The organism is Xanthomonas campestris pv. campestris str. ATCC 33913, from assembly GCF_000007145.1.
In the GTDB taxonomy this organism is placed as follows: Bacteria; Pseudomonadota; Gammaproteobacteria; order Xanthomonadales; family Xanthomonadaceae; genus Xanthomonas; species Xanthomonas campestris.
The window spans coordinates 679986-702859 of sequence record NC_003902.1; the positions used below are offsets into that span (position 1 = coordinate 679986).

A 22874-nucleotide genomic window follows, 5' to 3' on the forward strand; every position below is an offset into this window, starting at 1 on the left:
CCGCATGCCATTGGCGGCATGTCGGCTGCGGGCCGCAGGGCAGAGCATCCTGCGTGATGCGTGCATACCCAGGGAACCGGTGGGATGTCTCGCGTGCGACCAAGGCGGGCTACCTTACGGGTCGTGGTGGCGATGGGGGCGGCGGTGGCGCGGGCGGCAGCAACGGGGCATACAGTGACGCGGCCCAGTGCAGCGTCAGCGGCGCCTGCGCACGTACCACCTCCACGGTCACCGGTGTGCCTGCTGCGGCGCGCAAGGCGCGCAGTAGATCCGCCACGCTAGCGATGCCCTGGCCATTGGCCGAACGCAGACGGTCGCCCTTGCGCAGTTGCAGCGGCAGCGTGTTGCTGGCATCGGCGACCAGCAGGCCAGCGGCGGCGCTGGTCAGGACCAGCGTCTGTGCGTTGTGTTGCCAGCGCAGTTGGTGATTATCGACGCGCAACACCTGATGACCGTATCGGTCGCCAGCAGTCTGCGTGGCGGCCCGCATCGGCGTGCCGCTGCCGGCATGCAGCGCACCTGCCGCGGTCCCTATTGCGAGCGCGCTGACTGCGATAACGGAACAGGCGAGAGGGCGCATGGGGATCCTATCCATCGAATTGAGTAATGCAGTCGCCGTGGTCTGTGGCTAGAACGCCTGCAGCGACGGGTTCCGGCCACACCTGCGGATCTGCTTGAGGCAACGGCCCATGCAATGCCTCAGGCGCTGCGCGTGGCGACGGCCGGAGGTACCGCAGCCGCGCGGCGTGCCGGCCAGAACACCGCGATCTGGCCAAGTGCCCACAAGGTCACTGCCCCGATCGGCAAATAGACCAACGGCAGGCGTGGCAGCTCGTAGCGGGCCATCAGCCACAGATTGATCGAGTACGCCATGAGCATGCCAAGCACGATGCCGATCGAGGCGAGCAGGAAATTCTCGACCTGGAAATAGCGCAGGATCTGGCTGCGCGTCGCACCCAGTGCGCGGCGGATGCCGATCTGCTTGGTCCGTTGCTGCACCCAGAAGCTGGCCAGGCCGACGATGCCGAGTGCGGTGACGATCAGTAGCGCGATGCTCATGGTGACCAGCAGCCAGGCCATCGAGCGATCCTGGCGATAGAAATTTCGACGCATCTGCTCGAAGACTCTTGGTTGCTCGATGATGCGACTTGCACTGTTCTTCTCCAGTGCTGCCACTGCCTGACGCAGGACCTCGTCACGGCGCGCCGGATCGGTGCGTAGCAGGTAGCGGCCGCCCTCCTTGTAGGTCATCTTGACCGGAGTGAGTATCGAATCGTCGTAAGCAGCGGCGCCGCCGTAATTGTTGACGCGTGCCAAATGCTCCACGATGCCGACGATCTTCATGGGCGTGTCGCCGCGATAGATCGACTTCCCCAAGGCTGATTGGCCGGGGAACAGTTTGTCGGCCACGCTTTTGGTCAGGATGACACTTGGGATGGTGGCCGTCTTATCGTCGGACCACGTAAATTCGCCTTCCGTGAAACGGCGCCCCTGTATCAATGTCAAGCCCATCGTGTCCAGGGTCTGACTGTCGCCGGTGTAGTCGTTGACGTCGATCGTTGAGTTTTTCTGGTCAGCCGTCAGTTTGAGGCCGCTGACCCACATGCTGTCACCATAAGGAATCTGGCTGACGCTGGAGGCATATTTGACGCCGGGAATACGACGCAGCGCAGCCAAGTCCGTATCGGTGAGTGCACGCGCATCTTCGTCGCGTCCGATGCCGCTGATGGTGAGCGTCACCAGTTCATTCTCTGCCAGCCCGCTGGGGCGTTGTGTGCGTTGCAGGCGATCGCCGATCAGGAACAGCGCATTGGAGATGATGGCGCAGCTGAGGGCCACTTCGAGCACGATCAACGCAGCAGCCGTCTTGTGACGCTGCAGGGTGGACAGGATGGGGCGGATTTCCATGAAAGAGTCCTTGATGGGGGCTGGCGAACGCTGCGAGATAGCCGCGCTGTTCGAAAGATCAGCTCACTGCGCTTTGAGTTGAATGGCAGGAGGGATGCTGCAAGCGCGCCATGCGGGGAGCATCCCGGCCACGACGCTCGCCAAGAGCGCAAGCGCAAATGTCGCCAGCAGCATCACCGGGTCAAGCTTTGCCGGATCCGCATATTCAGCGGATTGTTGACGCACGCCCCACAGGCCCAGCATGGCGAGGCCCAGCCCCAGGATGCCGCCGGCCAAACCGATCGTTCCGGCCTCGACCAACGACTGCGCGAAGATGCTGCGCTTTGTTGCGCCCAGTGCCCGTCGCACACCGATCTCTCCACTGCGGCGCATGAACTTGGCGAGCAGCAGGCCAACCGTATTGACCAGGCACACCAACAGAAATCCGAAGGCCAACCATGTCTGTAGACGGACATCGCTGGGAACCACCTTCTGGAAGTCCAGCCACTCCATCACACTACGCAACTGGACGTTGGTCGGCTGCTCGTAGCGCCCGGCACGACGTTGCTGATCCGAATAGTTTTCAAGGTACTGGCGGTAGGCCGTGACCTTTTGCGGGCTATCCAGCTGCACCCAGTATTCAACCCAGGAGCAAGCGGCATTGATGTCTTCCGGTGAAATGCTCTCGCCCCAGCACGAACGCTGACCACTGCTTGAAAGCTTCAGCTCCATCGCAGTGCTGAAGGGCAGCAAGAGCTGCTCGGGCTTGTCGTAGGCTCTGCCGCCCAAGTTGTAGAACGCCGGCGTCAAGCGCCAATCGCGAATAACGCCTATCACCCGCATGATGTTGCGGTTGACGTTGACCGTGCGGCCAACGCTGTTCTCGCCATTGAACAACTTTTTGTTGAGCGCCTCCGACAGCACCACGACCCGCGCACGGCTGCCATCGTCATTGGTTGTCCAAGCGCCGCCATAGAGAAACGGCACGTTGAACATCGAAAAGAAATCAACGGATGTGTACCGTGTGTCCAGCATCATTGGACGCAACGATTTGTTCTCCGGCTCCAAGGGAACGGTGCCGGCGCTCATCAGCGCCTGCCGGTCTCCGCGTTTCTCGCGGAGTAGTGCTTCGGCATCGAAACGCGTCAATTGATTCAGTGCGTCGTCGTCTTGATAGCCCAATGAGCGCGCATCCAGTTGGGGATGGAACAGCACGCCACTTTTTCCGGGGATCGGATCGCCAGACAGAATGTAGAACACCGTCAACGTGGTCATGCTGGCGCCGATGCCCAGCGCGATGGCGAGCACCATCAGTGCGGTGAGCACCTTGTTGCGGCGGAAGCTGCGCACCGCGAGATTGAAGTAATAGCCGAACATGCCGTGCTCCTCAGTCGGCCAGGGTGGATGCGGCGGCGGGCGCACGCATCAGGCTGGGATTGCGTTCCAGATCCGTGGCCTGGCCGTCGACGATGTGCACGTTGCGCTGCGCGCGTGCGGCCAGTTCCGGGTCATGGGTCACCATCACGATGGTGGTGCCCTGGCTGTTGATTTCTTCCAGTAACTCCATCACGCCGCGTGCCATCTGCGAGTCGAGGTTGCCGGTGGGTTCGTCGGCAAGCAGCAGGCGCGGGCTGCCGGCCAGTGCGCGTGCGATCGCTGCGCGCTGCTGCTGGCCGCCCGACAGTTCGGTGGGGTAATGCTTCAGGCGCGAGCCCAGGCCGACCTTGGTCAGCGCTTCTTCGATGCGCTGCTTGCGCTCGGCGGCGGCCATGCCGCGATAGCGCAGCGGCACATCGACGTTGTCGAACAGGTTGAGGTCGGGAATCAGGTTGAAGCCCTGGAAAATGAAACCGATCTTCTGGTTGCGCAGGCGCGAGCGCGCGTCATCGGAGAGATGGCTGACGTCTTCGCCGTCGAGCAGGTACTGCCCGCTGGTGAAGGTTTCCAGCAGCCCGGCCAGGTTGAGGAAGGTGGTCTTGCCCGAACCCGACGGCCCGGTAACGGCGACGAATTCGCCTTCGCGCACATGCAGGTCGAGCGAGCGCAGCGCGTGTGTTTCCACCTGTTCGGTGCGGAAGACCTTGGAGACCGATTGCATCTTGAGCATTGCCGAAATCCTTGTGCGAAGAGAAAGAGAAGAGTGCGAGTCAGTGCACGGTGACGCGCGGGGCGTCGCCGAAGTTGTCGGCGCCGGAAACCACCACGCGGTCGCCTGCCTGCAGGCCGGAGAGCACCTGCACTTCGCCCAGGCTGCTGACACCCAGCTTCACCGGGCGGCGCGCGGCAGTGCTGCCTTCCATCACATAGGCGTAGCTGCCACCGGATTGTTCGACGAAGGGACCGCGCTCGACCTTGAGCACATTGCGCCGCGTGTCGATCACCACCCGCGCGCTCATGCGCTGGCTCTGGCGCAGGCCGGGCGGTTGCTTGTCGGTGAAACGGATGCGTGCGGTGACTTCACCATTGACCACTTCCGGCGAGACCGCCGAAATGGCGCCGGCGAAGGGTTCGCCACTGCCGCTGGTGAGCTGGGCCGGCATGCCGATCGCCAACTCACGCGCAAAGCTTTCCGGCACCTTGATCTCGACTTCGAACTTGGACAGATCCACCACGCCGAGGATGGGCGCATTGGCGGCCACCTGGGTGTGCTGCACCGCCTGCACCTGGCCGACCTGGCCATCGAACGGCGACAGCAGGGTGAGCGCATCGACCTGGCGTTGTACTTCGGCCACCACCGCGCGCTGGCGGTCGGCCAGCAGCCGCTTGTTGCGCGAATCCAGGTCCGCGCCCTGGCCCTTCAGGGCGGCATCGCGCTGCGCGTGTTGCAGGTCGATGTCGGTCTTCTTCAAGGTGTCCTGTGCCTTGGCGAGTTCCACTTGCGGCACCGCGCCGCCATCGTAGCCACGCTGATAACGCTCCAGGTCGCGCACAGCGGCCTGCTTGTCGATCTTGGCCTCGTCGGTGAGCTTGCTGGCGCTGGCCCGGGCGAGCGTGGCATCCAGGGCGGCGCGGCTGGACTCGGCCTCCAGGCCGGCGAGCGTGGCCTGTTCCTGCGCCAGCTTGCTGCGCAGCTCCGGGCTGTCGATGCGCGCGAGTTCCTGGCCCTGCTTGACCACATCGCCGGCCACCACGCTCAACGTCACCGTGCCGGCGGAGATGGCGTAGAGCACCGGGCTGTTGGCGGCGATCACGCGGCCGTCGGCGGCGATGTCGCGCACCAGATCGCCCTGGCTCACGGTGGCGATGCGCACGCGGGCGGCGTCGAACGAGCGGCTGCCGGCGCTCCAGGCGTTCACCGCCCAGCTGATGCCGGCGAGGACCGCCAGCGCGGCAATGCCCGGCCACAGCCAACGGCGCCATGGCGCGCTCTGGGAGGAGGTGCGGAGTACCTGGTCCTGTGCGGAGGTGTCGCGGATCATGATCGGCTTGCTCGGTGGCGTGGGTGTCCTGAAGCAGGACGTGTGCCAACCAGTAAACTATTGATTTGTAAAGATCTATTTGGAAGAAAAGCAGTGTCCGCAGTGTCCGCGGACACCGGCGCGGACAGCCTGTCCGCTCGAGGTCATGCAGCGGACATCGGCGGACACGCTAAAATGCGCGGCTTCACTCCAGAGGTTGTCCTATGTGCGGCATTGTCGGCGCCATCGCCGGGCGCGACGTGGTTCCGGTCCTCATCGAAGGGCTCAAGCGTCTGGAGTACCGGGGCTATGATTCCTCCGGCATCGCGGTGCTGGACGGCACGCAGGTACGCCGCGTGCGCCGCACTGGCCGGGTGGCGGAAATGGCACAGGCGGCGCAGGCCGAGCAGTTTGGCGCGACCCTGGGCATCGGCCATACCCGCTGGGCCACCCATGGCGGCGTCACCGAAGCCAATGCGCATCCGCACATCAGTGCCGGCGTGGCGCTGGTGCACAACGGCATCATCGAAAACCACGAGGAACAGCGCGAAAAGCTGCGCGCGCTCGGCTACACCTTCGAGTCGCAGACCGACACCGAAGTCATTGCGCATCTGATCCATCACCATCTGGCCGATGCGGGCGATCTCCTCAGCGCGCTGCAGCGCACGGTGAAGGAACTCACTGGCGCCTACGCGCTGGCGGTGATGAGCCAGGCCGAGCAGGAGCGCTTCGTCTGCGCGCGCATGGGCTGCCCATTGCTGATCGGCGTGGGCGAGGGCGAAAACTTCGTTGCCTCCGATGTCTCGGCGATCGTGCAGGCCACCCGGCAAGTGATCTTTCTGGAAGAGGGCGACACCGCCGAATTGCGCCGCGATGGCGTGCGCGTGTTCGATGCGAGCGACGCGGCGGTGGAGCGCCCGCTTCATTTATCCGATGTCTCGTTGGCCTCGCTGGAGCTGGGCCCGTTCCGCCACTTCATGCAGAAGGAAATCCACGAGCAGCCGCGTGCGCTGGCCGACACCATCGAAGCGGCGATCGATGCCAAGGGCTTCCCCGCATCGTTGTTCGGGCCCACTGCCGATGCGGTGCTGCGCGACATCGAAGGCGTGCAGATCCTGGCCTGCGGCACCAGTTACTACGCCGGCCTGACGGCGCGCTACTGGATCGAAGCGATCGCCGGCTTGCCATGCAGCGTGGAGATTGCCAGCGAATACCGCTACCGCGCCGCCTATGCCAACCCGAAGCATTTGATCGTCACCATCTCGCAGTCCGGCGAAACGTTGGACACGATGGAGGCGCTCAAATACGCCAAGTCGCTCGGGCATCTGCACACCTTGTCGATCTGCAACGTGCCGGAGAGCGCCATCCCGCGCGCCAGCGAGCTGGTCTGCTACACGCGCGCCGGTGCCGAGATCGGCGTCGCTTCGACCAAGGCGTTCACCACCCAGCTGGCAGTGTTGTTCCAGCTGACCATGGTGCTGGGCAAGCTGCAGGGCCGTATCAGCGACAGCGAAGAAGCCGACTACCTGGAGCAGCTGCGCTTCCTGCCAGGTAGCGTGCAGCACGCCTTGAACCTGGAGCCGCAGATCATGGCCTGGGCCGAGCGTTTTTCCCCGAAAGAGAATGCGCTGTTCCTCGGCCGCGGCCTGCATTACCCGATCGCGCTGGAAGGCGCGCTCAAGCTCAAGGAAATCTCCTATATCCACGCCGAGGCGTATCCGGCTGGCGAGTTGAAGCACGGCCCGCTGGCGTTGGTGGATGCCACCATGCCGGTGGTGGTGATCGCGCCGAACGACCGCCTGCTGGAAAAGGTTAAATCCAACATGCAGGAAGTGCGCGCGCGGGGGGGCGAACTGTTCGTGTTCGCCGATCAGGACAGCCATTTCAGCGAGTCCGACGGCGTGCATGTGATCCGCACACCGCGCCACGCCGGCGTGTTGTCGCCGGTGATCCACACCATCCCGGTGCAGTTGCTGGCCTATCACACCGCCCTGGCACGCGGCACCGATGTGGACAAGCCACGGAATCTGGCCAAATCGGTGACGGTGGAATAACGCCGAAATCGCGCACTGCACAATTGCTAGCAGCGTCGTGAGCACGCAGCCCGCTCCTACGCGGCGCCACATTGATGCATGGCTGATGGCTTTTCAAAGAGCGCGCCGCACCGCCGCTAGCAAAGCCATAAGCCGCAGCCATCCCGTAGGAGCGGCCTAGGCCGCGAACGCGTTACCGATAATGCTGATGCTTTCTCGGTCGAGCGTTCGCGGCCAGGGCCGCTCCTACGCGAGGCAGCAGATGACTGATTAGTCGCCCCTGAAAAACCCCCAATCACCCAACGCCCGCAAGGCCTTGATGTCTGCAGTGGCGTGCCAGAACTACCAGTTTTCGCTACGCTGAAGGCTGGTTTCTGGCAATTTCCACTCATGCATACACGCCGTCCTGCTGCCGAGCACATGCCTGCCGAGGAGTTGTTTCGTTCGCGCCTGGAGAACCAGATCGATCTGCGGCATCCGCTGGCGCAGCTGAGCCAACGGATGCCGTGGACGGCGTTGGAGCAAGCACTTTCATCGCGCTTGCCGGCCACCCAGGCTGGTGGCGGTCGGCCGGCATTGCCGGTGCGGCTGATCGCCGGTTTGCTCTACCTCAAACACGCCTACGACCTGTCCGATGAGGCGGTGTGCGAGCGTTGGCTGGAAAATCCGTATTGGCAGTTTTTCACTGGCGAGGTCGTGTTCCAGACGCGCTTGCCGTGCGATGCCAGCTCGCTGACGCGCTGGCGTCAGCGGCTTGACGAAGCGGGGATGGAAGAGTTGCTGGCACACACCATCAACGCTGCACATGCCATGCAGGCGGTGGACGCACGCGAGTTGTCGCGGGTGATCGTGGACACCACGGTGCAGGAAAAGGCGATTGCCTATCCGACCGATAGTCGGTTGCTGGAGGTGGCACGCAAGAAACTGGTGCTGCTGGCCAAGCGTTACGGCATCGGGTTGCGGCAGAGCTACGCACGGCAAGGTCCGGCCCTGAGCCGCAAGGCGGGCCGCTATGCGCATGCACGCCAGTTCAAGCGCATGCAGCGCGTGCTGCGACGTCAACGCACGGTCTTGGGGCGGGTGTTGCGCGATATCGCGCGCAAGCTGGACCAGGTGGAACCCGGCGTGCGCGAGCGCATCGCGGTCTGGCTGGAACGTGCGCAACGGCTGTACACGCAGCGTCCGAAGGACAAACAAAAACTGTACGCATTGCATGCCCCGGAAGTGGAATGCATCGGTAAGGGCAAGGCGCGTCAAGCGTACGAATTCGGCGTCAAGGTCGGCATTGCGGTCACCGCCTGCAAGGGATTGGTCGTGGGTGCGCGTAGCTTCCCGGGCAACCCGTACGACGGCGACACCTTGGCCGAGCAGCTGGAGCAGACACGCGGGTTGCTGCAGGATCTGAGCGTAGAACCGACGGTGGCGATCGTGGACCTGGGCTATCGCGGGCGCGAGGTCGATGGCGTGCAGGTGCTCCATCGTGGCAAGGCCAAGACGCTGACGCGACGGCAATGGCGCTGGATCAAACGACGGCAGGCGGTGGAACCGGTGATCGGACATCTGAAAGACGACTGCAGGTTGCGTCGCTGCAGGCTGAAAGGTGCACAAGGCGATGCGCTGCACGTACTCGGCTGCGCCGCCGGCTACAACCTGCGCTGGCTGCTGCGCTGGATCGCGTTTTTGCGTGCCTGGATGCGGGCGATGGGATGGCCATCCTTTAGCGCCGTGCCGCTGTCGCCGATGACACTTGGTGCTTGAAGGGGGTTTTTCAGGGGCGACTGATTAGCGCTCGCACAGCCGCTCTGCCAACAGTTTGGCCCGGAATATGCTTTCGTCTCTGCGAGGGTCACACCACGCAGGAGGACACATGCACGAGTCTTTCAAGCAGGGCGCGCCGGCCGAACTGTGGCAGGCGCTGGTACGTGAGGCGGCGCAGCGCATCGCACAGCCGCTGGACGAATGGCGCGAGCACTATCTGGTGTTTGTCTTGCTGCGCTTCCAGCGTGATGCGCACCTGGTGTCGCGCACTCAGGCGCTGGCCTGGCTGCATGCGCAGTCGCAATCGGGCAGCCTGCGTGCGGACGCATTACGCGATGTCGGCGACGGCTGTCTGCTGATTGCCGGCCTGTTTCCCGGCGTGGCGCAGCGGCGGCGCTTGAACGTGGACTACTTCATCGAGCTGGGGCGTGGCGCCTATGCGGAGGTGGCCGACACGCGCTGCAGCGATGCCAGTCTGTTCGCGCAACTGGCCGGCAGCTATCGCGAGCTGGTACGCACACTGGCCGCGTTGCGGTCGCCACGTGCCTGGCAGGAAGGTGCACACGGCATTCTGCACGCCTGATCCATCACGCCCGCCAGGGGACGTCCCGACAGCGGCGTGGGGACGGCCCTGACTGCCAAACGCCTCGCGCCGGCCCACACTATCCCTGCAGACTTGATCCGCCGGGCGACGTCACGTTGTCTTCAACGGATCAATCCTGTGCCATCGACCGCCGCACAGATGTGCGGTGCTGTCTTGCCGCACTGCGTGGGGGCGCGCAGTGCGGCCCTCATTCCCGTGGAAAGGACTCTCATGAACGTGTTGATTGCCGCACTGCTGTGTGCGCTCGCTGGTACCGCCGTGGCGCAGGACATTCCGCCAGGCTATGCCGGTCAGGGCGGGATGACGCTGCAGGACATCGACCCGGCCATCTACGCGTATCACTACGACCATGGATTCACCGGCGAAGATGCCATGGGCTGGGATCCGTCGTTGCAGTTCGCCTGGTCGCGTCTGGCCGCCGCCAAGGTGTGTGCGCAGCAACCGGTCACCGATGCGGTGATCGCCAAGCTGGTCGAGCAGTATGGGCAGTCGGCCGACGTGCATCAGATCAACGGCATCACCTTCCATGAGGCGCAGATGCGTGCCGCTGGCACGTTCTGTACGCCTGCGCGCAGTGCAGATGCCACCGCAGTGGTGCCCGCCTTTGTGGCGGGTGATTTTTCGCAGGCAACCGCCTACGCCGCGGCAGCCACTGCCGGTACGTTGGTTGTAGCTGCGGCAGAAGGCCATACGGCTGGCGCCGCGCTGTCCGATACCGAGATGGCCTTGGCGCCCTCGGCAGACTGGGCCCTGCAACTGCCGTTGCATGCGCAGCTGAGCGTAGGTTCCAACGGCCAACCCAACGGCGACGAGATGTTGCGCGTGGTGCGGCGTGGGCATACCGGCGCACTGGTGGGCGTGCAAATTGCCACCAATCTGTTGACCCTGAAATATGGCGGAGCCGGTGCGTCCATATTCAATAAAAGCCAGCTCAAAGGCGAAAAGATCAAGGACATCGGCAACCCGGGCTATGTTCTGCAGCGCGATGCCGTCAATACGCATCTGAAGCGTTATTTCACCGGGCATCCGGCGGCCATTCCGGTCGAACCGTTTCCGCTGCAGGTCGTGATGTCCGACTGGCTGCTGGTCTATCAGAGCCTGGGCGACGAAAAGTCGCCTTATGAGCTGCGTTATGCCGTGAGCATCGGTGGGGAACGCAGCGGCTTGCTCAAGCGCAAGGCCAGCCCGGTGAACCTGAACTGCCAACCGACCCCGCGCACCGCCTCATTAGAGGAGTGGGAGGCCAACAACTACGCGTTGGTCAAACAGACCGCGCAAGCCTACGCCGACGAGTGCGCAGCCAAGTTTGCCGAACGCCTGCCGCAATGGTTTCCGGACACCGCGACGGTTGCGGCGTCGAACTAGCCAACGTAGTAATCGGGATCGTGCGTATCCACCGCAGAACGCGCCATAGGCAGGCTACAGGGCGTGGCTGGCTCGGCGAGCGGTCGCGCGGTTCATCTAGGCGCTTCCACACCACCGACTAGAGCGCAGGGCTTTGTAGTTGCGCCACTTAGAGCAGCTATCAAAACTACTGCGCAGCCGTCAGGCGGACGCGGCCGGTGCTCGGAATCCTCATGTACCCACGTACACTCCGGTTCCTCCGCGCCGTCCGCACCCACCTGACGACTGCTCGCTACGTTTTGTTAGCCGCTCTTAGCAAAATGGGCGTAAGCCTATTCGGCCCACGCCCATTCTGTTTTGCACAATCAAGAACAGAGCTATTAAACAGCCGCGCGTGACTGAGTACGCTGTTGTTCTTGCTGGTCCTGTACCTGCAGAGTTTGCAGGGATTGTGCTTCCTGGCGAACCGCGTTGCTGCTTTGTTCTAATGGGCGCTCTGCAGCGGCTGCCTTATCCGTGTAGATCCGCTGGTGCGCGGGGTCGCTTGGCTGACCCTGTACCGCGAACAGTCCACTGCCGTCCTTGCTCTGCATCACCGCGTCGATGCGCTGCAGGCCGCTGACCTTGGCTTCGAACGCCAATGAGCCAGCCGCATTTTCCAATGCGCGACGGTCGGTGAATGCAGTCGGACCCAACTGTTCCAGCTTGCTCACGGCCTGGTTGTACAACGGATTATCGGGGTTGGTTTTTTCCGACAGCAATGGCGTCTTCTCGGCCTGCTTCAGCGCCTTGAGCGTATCGCCGCCAACGACGCCATCTTCCTGCAGTCCGTGTGCACGCTGAAACGCCTTGACCGCCTCACCTGTTCGCTGGCCGTAGGCGCCGTCGGCGTTGAGCTCATTGCCCTTTGCGTCCTTGTAGCCCAACTGCTGCAAGGTCTGTTGCAACTTCAGAACCTCAGCGCCATGCGCCTTCTCGCGCAGCAAGCCGGATGTTTCTGCAGCCGTTTGCGCATGCGCCGGTTTATGCGTGTTGCCGTCGTGAGACTGCTGCTTGCTCTGACTGCGGTCCTGCAGCAACTCGCGCGCCTCGAATAGCGGGTCGCTGGCATAGAGCTTGACGCCCTTGGCGTGCTTGCGTTCAAGATAGGTATCCAGCGAGCTGAGCTCGACGCCTTCACTACCACGCGACTGGCTGATCTTGAGTTCGCCATGCTTGGGGTCGCGCACCACCATGGTGATGTGGTCTATGCCCTTGTAGCGCCCCTTGTCCCAACTCTGGGGGCCATTGTCCTCGCCAATGATCATGCCCTCTTTGAGGTTATGGGCAGTGACGTCTTTGCCTTGGATCAGGACGCCAGAGCGTTGTTCGGCCTTGCGCAGCAGTTCTGATGCACTGTCGAAACCAGGGCTGAACTTTTCGTCCTTGGTGAAGATGGCCTTGCCAGCGCCCTTGTTGATTTCACCCATGGTCGCGTTCTGCATCTCGACCACCCAGCCAGAACAATCGACCTTGCCTTTGTCCGGATCCTTTGCTCCCAGGCCGTACTTGACGTGGTCGTATTTGTTGGTGAGGTCATAGGCGGCATGGAGCGCGATGCCGTGCGCTGCAGCTTTCTCCGGCTGTGCAGGTGCGGACTGCGATGGCGCAGCTTGCGACGGCGCCTGCTGCGTGGCCGAAACGGGCTCAATACCTTTTTCAGGGATACGGATACGGTCCATCTTCGTATCCCAGTACTGCACGAACGTCTGTGCCATGTCCTTGTCCGACATGCGCTGGAACGTCGCCGCATCCACGCCCGTCAAAGACTTCAGTTCTTTTTCGCCGACATTGTTGAGGATGTTGGCGCGCGTGCTCTCAAGCCCGAAAGATCCAGTGGCGATTGCGGTCTGAAGAGAGCGGTAACCGCCAGCGCCCTGCTGATGGGCCATGTACATGTCCAGGCCATCAGGCGCCGGTTTGCCCGACAGATACGGCCGGCCATCGCGTTCGTGCCGGTCAACCAGGCTCGTCCGGTTATCCAGATATAGCCGCGCTGCTGCATCGGTATTGACCACTGCGTCCAACTCACGTCCAGCGATGCCGTATTGCTCGGCGGTCCGAGGAGTGAACTGAAAGAGCCCCTTCGCACCAGCGGCTCCGCGACTGGCCAACTCGTCGAAGTTGCCGCCAGTCTCTACGTGGGCAAAGCGCATGAAGTCGTCAAGCGGAATATTCCGCTCGGTTGCTTCGCGTTCGATGATGTCGAGCACTTGGGCTCGTGAGTAGTTCGTCGGCATCGCTCAAGGTCCTTGATTGAGTGCTGCAGCCACGTGGCTGCAGCGGTACGCCGCCCGAACCAATTCCTTTGGTTCTGTATTAAGGGGCCGGCAAATACGATTTCTGGGCCGCATCGTAGCGGTATTCAACCGTTTCGTCACCCCCGCTCGTCGGCGGGTCAGCCGAAACAGTTACCCGTAGTGCTGGCAGGCCTTGTTGCTGGACAAACGCAAGCGTGCTGCTGTTCTTGACGCAAGGAATCTTCCCAGGCGCATCCTCGCCGCAATTTGCACTGTTGTCCTCCCCGGCCGGGATATTGCCGATATACGTCCAATGCTTGTCGTTGACGTCATCGGTTTCCTTCGGGTTGAACACGAGTGCCTCGTAGGAAAGGATCCGTACGCCCGACTGCAGGCTCCACGTCGGCACGGTCAGGACCAGTCGGCCGTCGTCGGTGACAAGTGTCTGTGGCTTACGTGTCGTGTCGACGGTGTTGCCTTGTTCCATTCCACCGAATTCGCCGATATAGGGCTCTGCGCCAAGAAGCTTCCATGGCGACTTGCTACCCGGCTCGCTGGTGACGAAGGTGGCGTGTGCCAAGGTCACCTTGGTGCCCGGCGCGGGATAGTGGTTTTCGCGCTCTGCACCGAAGAGCTCGGGCGTTTCCCATGCGAAGCCGGTGTAATAACGTGTACCGCCAAGTTCGAACTGAAAGCCGTACCAGTAATTAATCCAGCTGCCGTTGGCCACCTCGTAGGAAAGGGCACCGTCGCCATCCACATTGCTGATGAAGTACAGCACGCTGTCCGGACGGGGCGGCTGTAGTTGCTGGGTGGATCCCTGGGTTGCGTCCTGCATGGGAGAAGCATCCTTATCTGAAGGCTTTGTGGCGGTACTGGCTGCGTGGGGAGTCGCCTTTGAAGCCGCGGCATCCGGTGGCGACGGCTTGCATGCGGCGATCGTTGCTAGCGCGAGGATCAGCGGGATCTTCCTGACGAGCATTGGGGTGCATCCATTGCGGAGGGCGCGGAAAGTCTACTCCAGCCCGGCTGCCTGTCCAGCCGCCGAACCATGCCCGGCGCGGCGGCTGGACAGGGCCTTTCCTGCCCCTTGTTTCAACGTCTGCAACCGTGCGGTGTGGCATGTCTGCAACCGATCACTGCCAGCGACAGGACAGCCGCCGGCAAAACGCCTGCGCGCTTATGCCAGCGGCGTGTTCGAGATGATCTCCACCCAGTAGCCGTCCGGGTCCTTGATGAAGGCCAGGTGCTTCATGCGGCCGTCTTCCAGGCGTTTCTGGTACGGCACGCCGAGGCTGTCGAAGCGTGCGCAGGCGGCGTGGATGTCCGGCACCGAGATGCAGATGTGGCCGAAGCCGCGTGGGTCGCTGTTGCCGTCGTGGTAGACCGCACCGTCCTGGGTTTCGGTGCCGTGGTTGTGGGTGAGCTCGAGCACGCCGGGGATGCCGGCCATCCACAGGCGGCGTGCGGCGTCATCGTCGGGCACTGCAGTGCCTTCGGGCAGCAGCGCGAGGAAATACAGGCTGAATTTTGCTTCGGCGAAGTCGCGTGCATCGAGCAGGCGGAAGCCGAGTACGCGGGTGTAGAAGTCCAGCGAACGCGGGGCGTCCTTGACGCGCAGCATGGTGTGGTTGAACACGAATCCCTGGGTGTCTGCCGGTGCGGCCGTGGCGCCGGGGACGTGTTGCAGGTCGGTCAAGGGCATGGGGCTCTCCTGAGAAGGATGGGGGGAGGCAGCGGTGCTGCAGTGACTGTCATGGTACTGGGCAGGCAGTGGCGGGGATGTCTGTTTTCATTGCTGGCTGCGCGCTGGATTTTCGGCAGAAGCTAAGGGCACAGGCAGGTAGAGACCGAGGCCACAGTCACGTGCGGCCCAAAGCCGGATCCGAAGTCGAAGCTACACACCCACACCCATACCTACGGGCACAGCCACCGCCAAAACCACAGCAAGCGCAGGGCCAAAAGCCAAAGCCAGAGCCAGAGCCAGAGAGCTAGAGACAGAGCCAGAGAGACAGAGCTAGAACCAGAGCCGGAGCCGGAGCCGGAGCCAAAGCCAACGCCAACGCCAACGCCAACGCCAAAGCCAACGCCAAAGCCAACGCCAAAGCCAAAGCCAAAGCCAAAGCCAAGCAGAGGCTGGCCATGAGGGCGACAGACGGAAGCGGCCGCCCATGACTGCCCTGCCAATGTTTTTGGGGCCAGACATGCCGGCCCCTCCGCAGCGCCGGCTAGAACCACACCCGCACGCCGGCGACGAAGCGCGATTCGCGGGCGGGAGTGTCATCACCGTCGGCGCGTTGTGCGCTATCGCCGAAACGGCGGCTGTGCACCCAGCCGATATATGGCGCGAATTTGCGTGTGATCTCGTAGCGCAGCCGCAGGCCTGCTTCGACCTCTTCCAGCCCGCTGCCGATGCCGCGCCGGTCATCGTCGGTAAGTGCGACGTCGGCTTCCACGCGCGGCTGCAGGATCAAGCGATTGGTGAGCAGCACGTCGTACTCGGCTTCCAGCCGAAACGCCGCGCGGCCGCCGCTGCCTAGATAGAGCGTGGCTTCGGTTTCGAACTTGTACGGGGCCAGCCCCTGCACGCCGATGGCGGCCCAGCTCTGCCGCTGGCCGGGCGCGAGATCCTGGCGCGCGCCGAGCAGGACATCCCACCACGGCGAGATGGCATGGCCGTAGAAGGCTTCCAACGAGGCGTCGTGGGTCTGGTCGCGCCGGCGCTCGCCTTCGCTGCGCAGCCACAGCCGGTCGATGTCACCGCCGAGCCAGGCGCGCGCTTCCCAGTCCTGGCCGCTGCCGGTGTGGTTGTCGGAGGCCTCCAGTCGGTCGAGCAACACGTAGTGATTGATGCCTGCTCCATGCATGGCATGACTGCGCAGCGGTGCAAACGCCGCGGCAATGTCGTCTGCGGTGGGAGTAGGGATCGGCTCGCGTGGCGATCTGGTTGCGGCCGGCGCGGTGTGTTGATGTGCTGCTTGCTGTGCGGTGGATGCTGGATCAGCGTGCAACATGTCGTGCATGTCGTGCATGTCGTGATGCTGCACGCTGGCGTGGTCCATCGCCTGCGTCGCTGGCGCGGCGTGTGGCGGCGTGCCGCCGGCACTGTGGGCGTGCTCTTGCATTGGGGATGCCGAGTCTGCTGGATCGGCGTGCGGCATGTCGTGCATGGCGTGGTGCTGCCTGTCGGCGTTGTCCATTGTCTGCGTAGCTGGCGTGGCGTGTGGCTGTGCGCTGCCGGCACCGTGCACGTGCGTTTGCGTTTGGTGTGCCGAGTCCACTGTCGAAGCGGCATCGGTTGCAGGCGCTGCGGCGTGTGCATGCACTGCCGCCGCGTCATCGGAATGCTGCATGTCGTGCACATGCGCGGCCTGCTCTGTGTGCTGCATGTGCGCGTGATCCATTTCCACTGGCGGCGCGGCCTGCGTGGCCGCCTGCAGAGAAGACGCTGATGTCGACGTCGAAGCGGATACCGAAGTGGAGCTAGAGACTGATGTGGGAGTGGGCGCGGATGCAGCAGCTCCCACTGCAGCTTCATCCACATCATCCATACGCTTGAGCGCAGGCCTCTCCACCGCCTGCGCACTGTCCACCTGCACCGCTGTCGCAGCATGCATCTGGTGATGCGCATGGTCTTGCGCAGTTGCGGTCGCGCTGGCGATGATGGCGACCAATAGAACATGAGCGGTCTGCATGGCGTTCATGCCTCCACCCGCACTTCGCGCATCATGCCCGCTTCCATGTGGTAGAGCAGATGGCAGTGGTAGGCCCAGCGGCCCAGCGCATCGGCGCGTACGCGGTAGCTGCGGCGTGTCCCGGGCGGCATGTCGATGGTGTGCTTGCGCACCTGGAAGTTGCCATCGGCATCTTCCAGGTCGCTCCACATGCCGTGCAGGTGGATGGGGTGCTGCATCATGGTGTCGTTGACCAGCACGATACGCAGCCGCTCGCCGTACTGCAGCCGCAAAGGCTCGGCCGAGGCGAAGGCGATGCCGTCGAAGGACCAGGCGAACTTTTCCATGTGGCCGGTTAAGTGCAACTCGATTTCGCGGCCCGGTGCACGGCCGTCCGGGTCGTCGAACAGGCTGTGCAGATCGCCGTAACAGAGCACGCGGCGGCCGTTGTTGCGCAGGCCAACGCCGGGGTCGTCCAGCCGCGGTGCACTGGCATTGCTGCGCATGTCGATCAGCGGGTTGTGGTCTTCGCTGGCGGGGTGGTGTGGCGCGCGCGAGGATGCACTGGCGTGGCCGTGCTGTTGCAGGGCGTGCGCAGATGGATCGTGCTGCACGGTGTGGCCCGCATGCGTATCCGCCGGCGAGGCGCCGTGCTGTGCCGGCATGTCATGCATTGCGCCATGCGCCATGCCATCGCCGTGCCCCATATCCTGCATGGTGAGGATGGCGCGCGGATCCTGTGCCGGAATCGGCGCCTGCAAGCCGTGGCGCACCGCCAGCGTGCCGCAGGCAAATCCGGTGCGGCCCATGTCTTGTGCGAACAGCGTAAAGGCATCCTGGCCGATGGGTTCGACGAGGACATCGAATGTTTCGGCGGCGGCAATGCGCAATTCATCCACGCTGACCGGATGCACATATTGGCCGTCGGCGGCGACCACGGTCATGCGCAGCCCGGGGATGCGGAGATCGAAATACGTCATCGAAGAACCATTGATGAAACGCAGTAGCACCTTTTCGCCAGGCTTGAATAGTCCGGTCCAGTTGCCGGCCGGCGCCACGCCGTTGAGCAGGTAGGTATAGGTGTTGGCGTTGACGTCGGACAGGTCGGTCGGGGTCATGCGCATGCGCCCCCACATGCCGCGGTCGGCCAACGTGGCGCGCAGCCCGTCTTCGCGCGCATCACGTACGAAGTCGCCCACGGTGCGCTGGGCGTAGTTGTCGTGGCTGGGCATCTGCTTGAGCCGGCGGAACAGCGCAGCCGGGTCCAGATCGGTCCAGTCCGACAGCAGCACCACGTGCTCGCGGTCAAACCGGTAGGGCGGCGGTGCCAGCGGGTCGATCACGATCGCCCCGTATAGCCCCGCCTGCTCCTGGAACATCGAATGGCTGTGATACCAGTAGGTGCCGGATTGGCGCAGCGCGAAGCGGTACAGGTACTCCTGGCCCGGTGCGATGCCGTCGAAGCTCATGCCGGGCACGCCGTCCATGTTGGCCGGCAGCAGCAAGCCGTGCCAATGCACGGAGGTGAACTGGTCGGCCAGGGCGTTACGCACCCGCACGCTGACGGTGTCGCCCTCGCGCCAGCGCAGCGTGGGTGCCGGCAGCGACTGGTTGACGGTGATGGCGCTGCGCGCGCGGCCGGTGAGGTTGACCGGCATGCGGCCGATCTGCAGCGCCGCGGCGCCGCCACGCAGGACGGCGGGCGTGGCGTACGCGGGGGTGGCGCGTGCCTCGCTGCGCCACAGGCCGGTGGCCGCGGCAACGCCGCCCAGCGCCAGGCCGTGCACGAAGCGGCGGCGGGCCAGCCCGCCGTTGGACAAGGGATCGAATGACATGAAGCCTCCAGGCGCGGCCCGCACGGTGCAGGCAACGCGCATCGCAATGGGCCCTGCGCATGCGCGCAGGGGCGACGACGGCTGCTGCCGTCGAGGCTCAGGCGATGGGAGGTCGGACCGGTTGCTCGGGCGCCGGGTTGGCGCGCCCCTCGGCCAGGGCGCCCGGCATTGCGGGGCGGCCGGCCAGCGCCGCAGGCACCGCCGGCAGCGTCAGCAGGGCCAGGCTGCAGTGCTGCAGGCAATCGCAGCTGCCCAATTTGCAGCAGTCGCCTTTGCCCGCATGCTGCGCGTGATCCGGGTCGGGCAGCGGCATCGCAGCGGGCGAGGCCATGTCTTCATGACACGGCAGTGCGTCCGGCGCGGCCGCGTGCATGCCACGCGCCGCCGACCCCATCGCGGCCGAGCCCATGGCCGGCATCGCCATGCCCACCGACGCCCACGCGCCGGTGGCCGTATTGGCAACCAGGCACAGGCACAGCAGCAGGCGAAGCAGGCAATGCGGCACGGGGAATCGGGCGAGCGGGCAGGTACACCGAGCATACCATCGGCGCCGTGGCCGCCCGGATGACCCGCCCGCCCATGGCACATGCGCGGCGGCGGTAGAATCAACGCCTCTCTCGCAGCACAGCCTTGCCATGTCGCAGCGCCAGTGGGTGGCCGCCGCCATCCAGAAGATCGAAGCCGATTTCAACCGCTCGGCCGATACCCACCTGATTCCGATGGACCTGCCGGGGTATCCGGGCATCGACCTGTACTTCAAGGACGAGTCCAGCCACCCCACCGGCAGCCTCAAGCACCGGCTGGCGCGCTCGCTGTTCCTGTACGCGCTGGCCAACGGCTGGCTGCGCGAAGGCCGGCCGGTGATCGAGGCCTCCAGCGGCTCCACCGCAGTGTCGGAGGCCTATTTCGCGCGCCTGCTCGGGGTGCCCTTCATCGCGGTGATGCCGGCCTCGACCTCGCCGGAGAAGATCGCCGCCATCGCATTCCAGGGCGGGCGCTGCCATCTGGTCGAGCGTGCCTGCGACCTGGACAGCGCCTCGCACCAGCTGGCGCGCGAGACCGGCGGGCACTTCATGGACCAGTTCACCTACGCCGAGCGCGCCACCGACTGGCGTGCCAACAACAACATCGCCGAGTCGATCTTCAAGCAGCTTTCCGAAGAGCCGCACCCCATTCCGGAGTGGATCGTCTGCAGCCCCGGCACCGGCGGCACCAGCGCCACGCTGGGCCGCTATGTGCGCTACCGGCGCCACGACACCCGCATTCTGTGCGCGGACCCGGAGGTGTCGGTGTTCTTCGACGGTTATTGCCGCGCCGTGGACGGGCAGTGCCCCAAGGAACTGGCCATCACCGGCGGCTCGCGCATCGAAGGCATCGGCCGCCCGCGGGTGGAGTCCAGCTTCATCGCCAGCTGCGTGGATGTGATGATCAAGGTGCCAGACGCCCTGAGCCTGGCGGCCATGCGGCATGTGAGCGCCACGCTGGGCAAGCGCGTCGGCGGCTCCACCGGCACCAACTTCGTCGGCGTGCTGCAGGCGGCCCAGCGCATGCGTGACGAGGGCCGGCAGGGCTCCATCGTCACCATCCTGTGCGATGCCGGCGAGCGTTATGCGCACAGCTACTACGACCCGGCCTGGTATGTGGCGCGCGAGATCGACGTGGACGCCAGCGACGCGGCCATTGCCGCGGCCGTGGCCGGCGCCGCGTTACCCGCCCTGCCTTGTGCTGCGCTGGAATGATCGCCATCTGCTAGGTGCGGCTGTCGCAACGCGCTGCGCGCCACAAGGCGTGCGCCGCTCGGTGTCGGGACCGGCGGTGCTTCACGCACACGTGGTGACCGACCCAACAGCCGCATCCTGACGAGGCCACGCGCGGTCCTGTGCGCCCTCCGATGCCGCCTGATTCACTTAATTGCCGGAGATCCCATGACCAACCCGCTGCTCGATTTTTCCGGACTGCCGTCCTTCGATGCGATCCGCCCCGACCATGTGGGCCCGGCGATCGATCAGCTGCTGGCCGATGCCGAGGCAGCGGTGAAGGCGGCCGAACAGGTCAGCCCGGTCAGCTGGGACAGCTTCGTGGTGCCGCTGGATGACGCCACCGAGCGCCTGTGGCGCGCCTGGGGCCAGGTCGGCCACCTGCAGGCAGTGATGAATACCCCCGAGCTGCGCGAGGCCTACAACAGCAATCTGCCCAAGGTCAGCCGCTTCGGCAGTGCACTGGCGCAGAACCTGGCCCTGTACGCGCAATACAAGGCGTTGGCCGCCTCGCCGGAAGCTGCGCATTACGACGAAGCCCGGCGCAAGGTACTCGACAACGCGCTGCGCGATTTCCGCCTGGGCGGCGCCGAACTGGACGACGCCTCCAAGGCGCGCTTTGCACAGATCCAGGAAGAGTTGTCCGGCCTGGCCGCCAGGTTTTCGCAGAACGTGCTCGACGCCACCGACGCGTGGGCACACGTGACGCAGGACGAGACCCAGTTGTCGGGCTTGCCGTCCGAAGTGGTTGCCGCCGCACGCGCGGCAGCGGAAAAGGATGGGGCTGCCGGCTGGAAATTCACCTTGCAGATGCCGTGCTACCTGCCGGTGCAGAGCGATGCCGACAGCCGCGAACTGCGCGCGCGGTTGTACCGCGCCAATGCCGAGCGCGCCTCCGAATTCGGCGATGTCGCGCTGGACAACAGCGCCACCATCCAGCGCATCCTGGCGCTGCGCGCCGAGCTGGCACAGCTGCTGGGCTTTGCCAGCTACGCGGACTATTCCATCGCCACCAAGATGGCGCAAAGCCCGGATGAAGTGATGGGATTTCTGCGCGATCTGGCCGTGCGTGCCAAGCCGTATGCACAACAGGATCGTGCCGAACTGGAAGCCTTTGCGCGCGACGAACTCGGCCTGGAACAGCTGGAAGCCTGGGACCTGGCGTATGCCGGCGAAAAGCTCAAGCAGGCGCGCTACAGCTTCTCCGAGCAGGAAGTGAAGCAGTACTTCACCGAGCCCAAGGTGCTGGCTGGCCTGTTCGATGTGATCCATAGCCTGTACGGCCTGACTGTCAAACCCGATAGCGCGCCGGTCTGGCACCCGGACGTGCGCTTCTATCGGCTGGAAGATGCGCAGGGCGCACTGGTGGGGCAGTTTTATCTGGATCTGTACGCGCGCGAAGGCAAGCGCGGCGGCGCATGGATGGACGACTGCCGCAATCGCCGCGAGACCAGTCAGGGTGTGCAGACGCCGCTGGTGTATCTGGTGTGCAATTTCGGCCGTGGCAGTGGCGATGCGCCGGCCACGTTCCGGCACGGCGAAGTCACCACGCTGTTCCATGAAATGGGCCACGGCCTGCATCAATTGCTCACCCGTATCGGCGAGCTCGGCGTGGCCGGCATCAATGGCGTGGAGTGGGATGCAGTGGAGCTGCCCAGCCAGTTCATGGAGAACTTCTGCTGGGAATGGGAGCGTGTGCAGGCGATGACCGCGCACGTGCAAACCGGCGAGCCGCTGCCGCGCAATCTGTTCGACCGGCTGCTGGCCGCGCGCAATTTCCAGAGCGGCATGTTCACCGTGCGTCAGCTGGAATTCGCGTTGTTCGACATGCAATTGCACAGCAGTTTCGATCCGGCCCAGGACAGCGTGCTGGAGTTGATCGAGCGCGTGCGCGACGAAGTGGCGGTGAATCGCCCGCCGACGTGGAATCGCTTCCCGCATCAGTTCAGCCACATTTTTGCGGGCGGCTACGCGGCCGGGTATTACAGCTACAAGTGGGCCGAGGTCCTCAGCGCCGATGCCTACGCGGCGTTCGAAGAAGCGCCCGAGCAGGTGGCCGACACCGGCGCGCGGTTCCGGCATGAAGTGCTGGCGCGTGGTGGCAGCCGCAGCGCAGCGGACAACTTCCGCGCCTTCCGTGGACGCGCGCCCAAGATCGACGCGCTGCTGCGGCACAACGGCATGGCGGGCTGAGCCTGCCAGGCGTGCGCCTGCCGTCGCTGGCAGGCGCTGCGTTCGCAGTGCATGCGTTCGCCGTGGAGTGCGGTGGTTTGTTTTATGGCGCATCACCCGGCAGCGCACCAGC

General features: G+C 64.3%; 17 protein-coding genes and 1 other RNA gene. 7 read left to right on the forward strand and 11 right to left on the reverse strand.

Annotated features, from left to right (window positions below):
* Window positions 1-109: 109 nt before the first annotated feature.
* From XCC_RS02920 to XCC_RS02940, 5 genes are all read right to left on the reverse strand, one after another.
* Complete coding sequence (locus XCC_RS02920) at window positions 110-580, reverse strand: PDZ domain-containing protein (protein ID WP_012439309.1); 471 nt, start codon at window positions 578-580, stop codon at window positions 110-112.
* Between the two features lie 119 nt (window positions 581-699).
* Window positions 700-1908, reverse strand: a complete 1209-nt coding sequence (locus XCC_RS02925) for an ABC transporter permease (protein WP_011035811.1) — start codon at window positions 1906-1908, stop codon at window positions 700-702.
* A 63-nt stretch (window positions 1909-1971) separates the two neighbouring features.
* Window positions 1972-3264: an ABC transporter permease gene (locus tag XCC_RS02930; protein ID WP_011035812.1), complete on the reverse strand. Its 1293-nt coding sequence runs from the start codon at window positions 3262-3264 to the stop codon at window positions 1972-1974.
* Between the two features lie 10 nt (window positions 3265-3274).
* Window positions 3275-3994: an ABC transporter ATP-binding protein gene (locus XCC_RS02935; protein ID WP_011035813.1), complete on the reverse strand. Its 720-nt coding sequence runs from the start codon at window positions 3992-3994 to the stop codon at window positions 3275-3277.
* Window positions 3995-4034: 40 nt separating this feature from the next.
* A complete protein-coding gene (locus XCC_RS02940; protein WP_011035814.1) occupies window positions 4035-5306 on the reverse strand; it encodes an efflux RND transporter periplasmic adaptor subunit in 1272 nt (423 codons plus the stop codon).
* Window positions 5307-5509: 203 nt separating this feature from the next.
* On the opposite strand from XCC_RS02940, the gene glmS reads away from it, so the two are divergent.
* The 5 genes from glmS (at window position 5510) to XCC_RS02965 (ending at window position 11332) form a co-directional block, all read left to right on the forward strand.
* A complete protein-coding gene (glmS, locus tag XCC_RS02945; RefSeq protein ID WP_011035815.1) occupies window positions 5510-7339 on the forward strand; it encodes a glutamine--fructose-6-phosphate transaminase (isomerizing) in 1830 nt (609 codons plus the stop codon).
* Window positions 7340-7708: 369 nt separating this feature from the next.
* Window positions 7709-9076 (forward strand): IS5-like element IS1478 family transposase, encoded by a 1368-nt coding sequence (locus XCC_RS02950; protein ID WP_011035783.1) that lies wholly within the window; start codon window positions 7709-7711, stop codon window positions 9074-9076.
* Between the two features lie 109 nt (window positions 9077-9185).
* Window positions 9186-9659 (forward strand): hypothetical protein, encoded by a 474-nt coding sequence (locus XCC_RS02955; RefSeq protein WP_016945130.1) that lies wholly within the window; start codon window positions 9186-9188, stop codon window positions 9657-9659.
* Window positions 9660-9890: 231 nt separating this feature from the next.
* Window positions 9891-11045, forward strand: a complete 1155-nt coding sequence (locus XCC_RS02960; RefSeq protein ID WP_011035817.1) for a hypothetical protein — start codon at window positions 9891-9893, stop codon at window positions 11043-11045.
* 212 nt (window positions 11046-11257) lie between these two features.
* Window positions 11258-11332, forward strand: a non-coding RNA gene (locus XCC_RS02965) — sX9 sRNA.
* A 72-nt stretch (window positions 11333-11404) separates the two neighbouring features.
* Here XCC_RS02965 and XCC_RS02970 read toward each other — a convergent pair.
* From XCC_RS02970 to XCC_RS02995, 6 genes are all read right to left on the reverse strand, one after another.
* Window positions 11405-13276, reverse strand: a complete 1872-nt coding sequence (locus tag XCC_RS02970) for an XVIPCD domain-containing protein (RefSeq protein ID WP_019237992.1) — start codon at window positions 13274-13276, stop codon at window positions 11405-11407.
* Between the two features lie 106 nt (window positions 13277-13382).
* Entirely contained in the window at window positions 13383-14141 is a 759-nt protein-coding gene (locus XCC_RS02975) for a hypothetical protein (protein ID WP_011035819.1), read from the reverse strand.
* Between the two features lie 342 nt (window positions 14142-14483).
* The gene (gene gloA / locus XCC_RS02980) at window positions 14484-15008 is read right to left on the reverse strand and encodes a lactoylglutathione lyase (protein WP_011035820.1); all 525 of its coding nucleotides are present in this window, start codon (window positions 15006-15008) and stop codon (window positions 14484-14486) included.
* A gap of 523 nt (window positions 15009-15531) precedes the next feature.
* On the reverse strand, window positions 15532-16656 hold the full coding sequence (locus tag XCC_RS02985; protein ID WP_372363208.1) for a copper resistance protein B: 1125 nt from the start codon (window positions 16654-16656) through the stop codon (window positions 15532-15534).
* A 347-nt stretch (window positions 16657-17003) separates the two neighbouring features.
* Complete coding sequence (locus XCC_RS02990) at window positions 17004-18854, reverse strand: copper resistance system multicopper oxidase (RefSeq protein ID WP_372363201.1); 1851 nt, start codon at window positions 18852-18854, stop codon at window positions 17004-17006.
* Window positions 18855-18909: 55 nt separating this feature from the next.
* Entirely contained in the window at window positions 18910-19317 is a 408-nt protein-coding gene (locus XCC_RS02995) for a CopL family metal-binding regulatory protein (protein ID WP_011035823.1), read from the reverse strand.
* 130 nt (window positions 19318-19447) lie between these two features.
* On the opposite strand from XCC_RS02995, the gene XCC_RS03000 reads away from it, so the two are divergent.
* The gene (locus tag XCC_RS03000; protein WP_011035824.1) at window positions 19448-20551 is read left to right on the forward strand and encodes a PLP-dependent cysteine synthase family protein; all 1104 of its coding nucleotides are present in this window, start codon (window positions 19448-19450) and stop codon (window positions 20549-20551) included.
* 186 nt (window positions 20552-20737) lie between these two features.
* On the forward strand, window positions 20738-22762 hold the full coding sequence (locus XCC_RS03005; protein ID WP_011035825.1) for a M3 family metallopeptidase: 2025 nt from the start codon (window positions 20738-20740) through the stop codon (window positions 22760-22762).
* The last annotated feature ends 112 nt before the right edge of the window (window positions 22763-22874 follow it).

Coding starts and splice junctions, on each gene's coding strand:
- XCC_RS02985 (WP_372363208.1), bottom strand. CDS start 16,656: ATGCAGCATTCCGATGACGCGGCGGCAGTGCATGCACACGCCGCAGCG.
- XCC_RS02950 (WP_011035783.1), top strand. CDS start 7,709: ATGCATACACGCCGTCCTGCTGCCGAGCACATGCCTGCCGAGGAGTTG.
- XCC_RS02960 (WP_011035817.1), top strand. CDS start 9,891: ATGAACGTGTTGATTGCCGCACTGCTGTGTGCGCTCGCTGGTACCGCC.
- XCC_RS02925 (WP_011035811.1), bottom strand. CDS start 1,908: ATGGAAATCCGCCCCATCCTGTCCACCCTGCAGCGTCACAAGACGGCT.
- glmS (WP_011035815.1), top strand. CDS start 5,510: ATGTGCGGCATTGTCGGCGCCATCGCCGGGCGCGACGTGGTTCCGGTC.
- XCC_RS02920 (WP_012439309.1), bottom strand. CDS start 580: ATGCGCCCTCTCGCCTGTTCCGTTATCGCAGTCAGCGCGCTCGCAATA.
- XCC_RS03000 (WP_011035824.1), top strand. CDS start 19,448: ATGTCGCAGCGCCAGTGGGTGGCCGCCGCCATCCAGAAGATCGAAGCC.
- XCC_RS02990 (WP_372363201.1), bottom strand. CDS start 18,854: ATGCGCGTTGCCTGCACCGTGCGGGCCGCGCCTGGAGGCTTCATGTCA.
- XCC_RS02955 (WP_016945130.1), top strand. CDS start 9,186: ATGCACGAGTCTTTCAAGCAGGGCGCGCCGGCCGAACTGTGGCAGGCG.
- XCC_RS03005 (WP_011035825.1), top strand. CDS start 20,738: ATGACCAACCCGCTGCTCGATTTTTCCGGACTGCCGTCCTTCGATGCG.
- XCC_RS02935 (WP_011035813.1), bottom strand. CDS start 3,994: ATGCTCAAGATGCAATCGGTCTCCAAGGTCTTCCGCACCGAACAGGTG.
- gloA (WP_011035820.1), bottom strand. CDS start 15,008: ATGCCCTTGACCGACCTGCAACACGTCCCCGGCGCCACGGCCGCACCG.
- XCC_RS02940 (WP_011035814.1), bottom strand. CDS start 5,306: ATGATCCGCGACACCTCCGCACAGGACCAGGTACTCCGCACCTCCTCC.
- XCC_RS02975 (WP_011035819.1), bottom strand. CDS start 14,141: ATGCAGGACGCAACCCAGGGATCCACCCAGCAACTACAGCCGCCCCGT.
- XCC_RS02930 (WP_011035812.1), bottom strand. CDS start 3,264: ATGTTCGGCTATTACTTCAATCTCGCGGTGCGCAGCTTCCGCCGCAAC.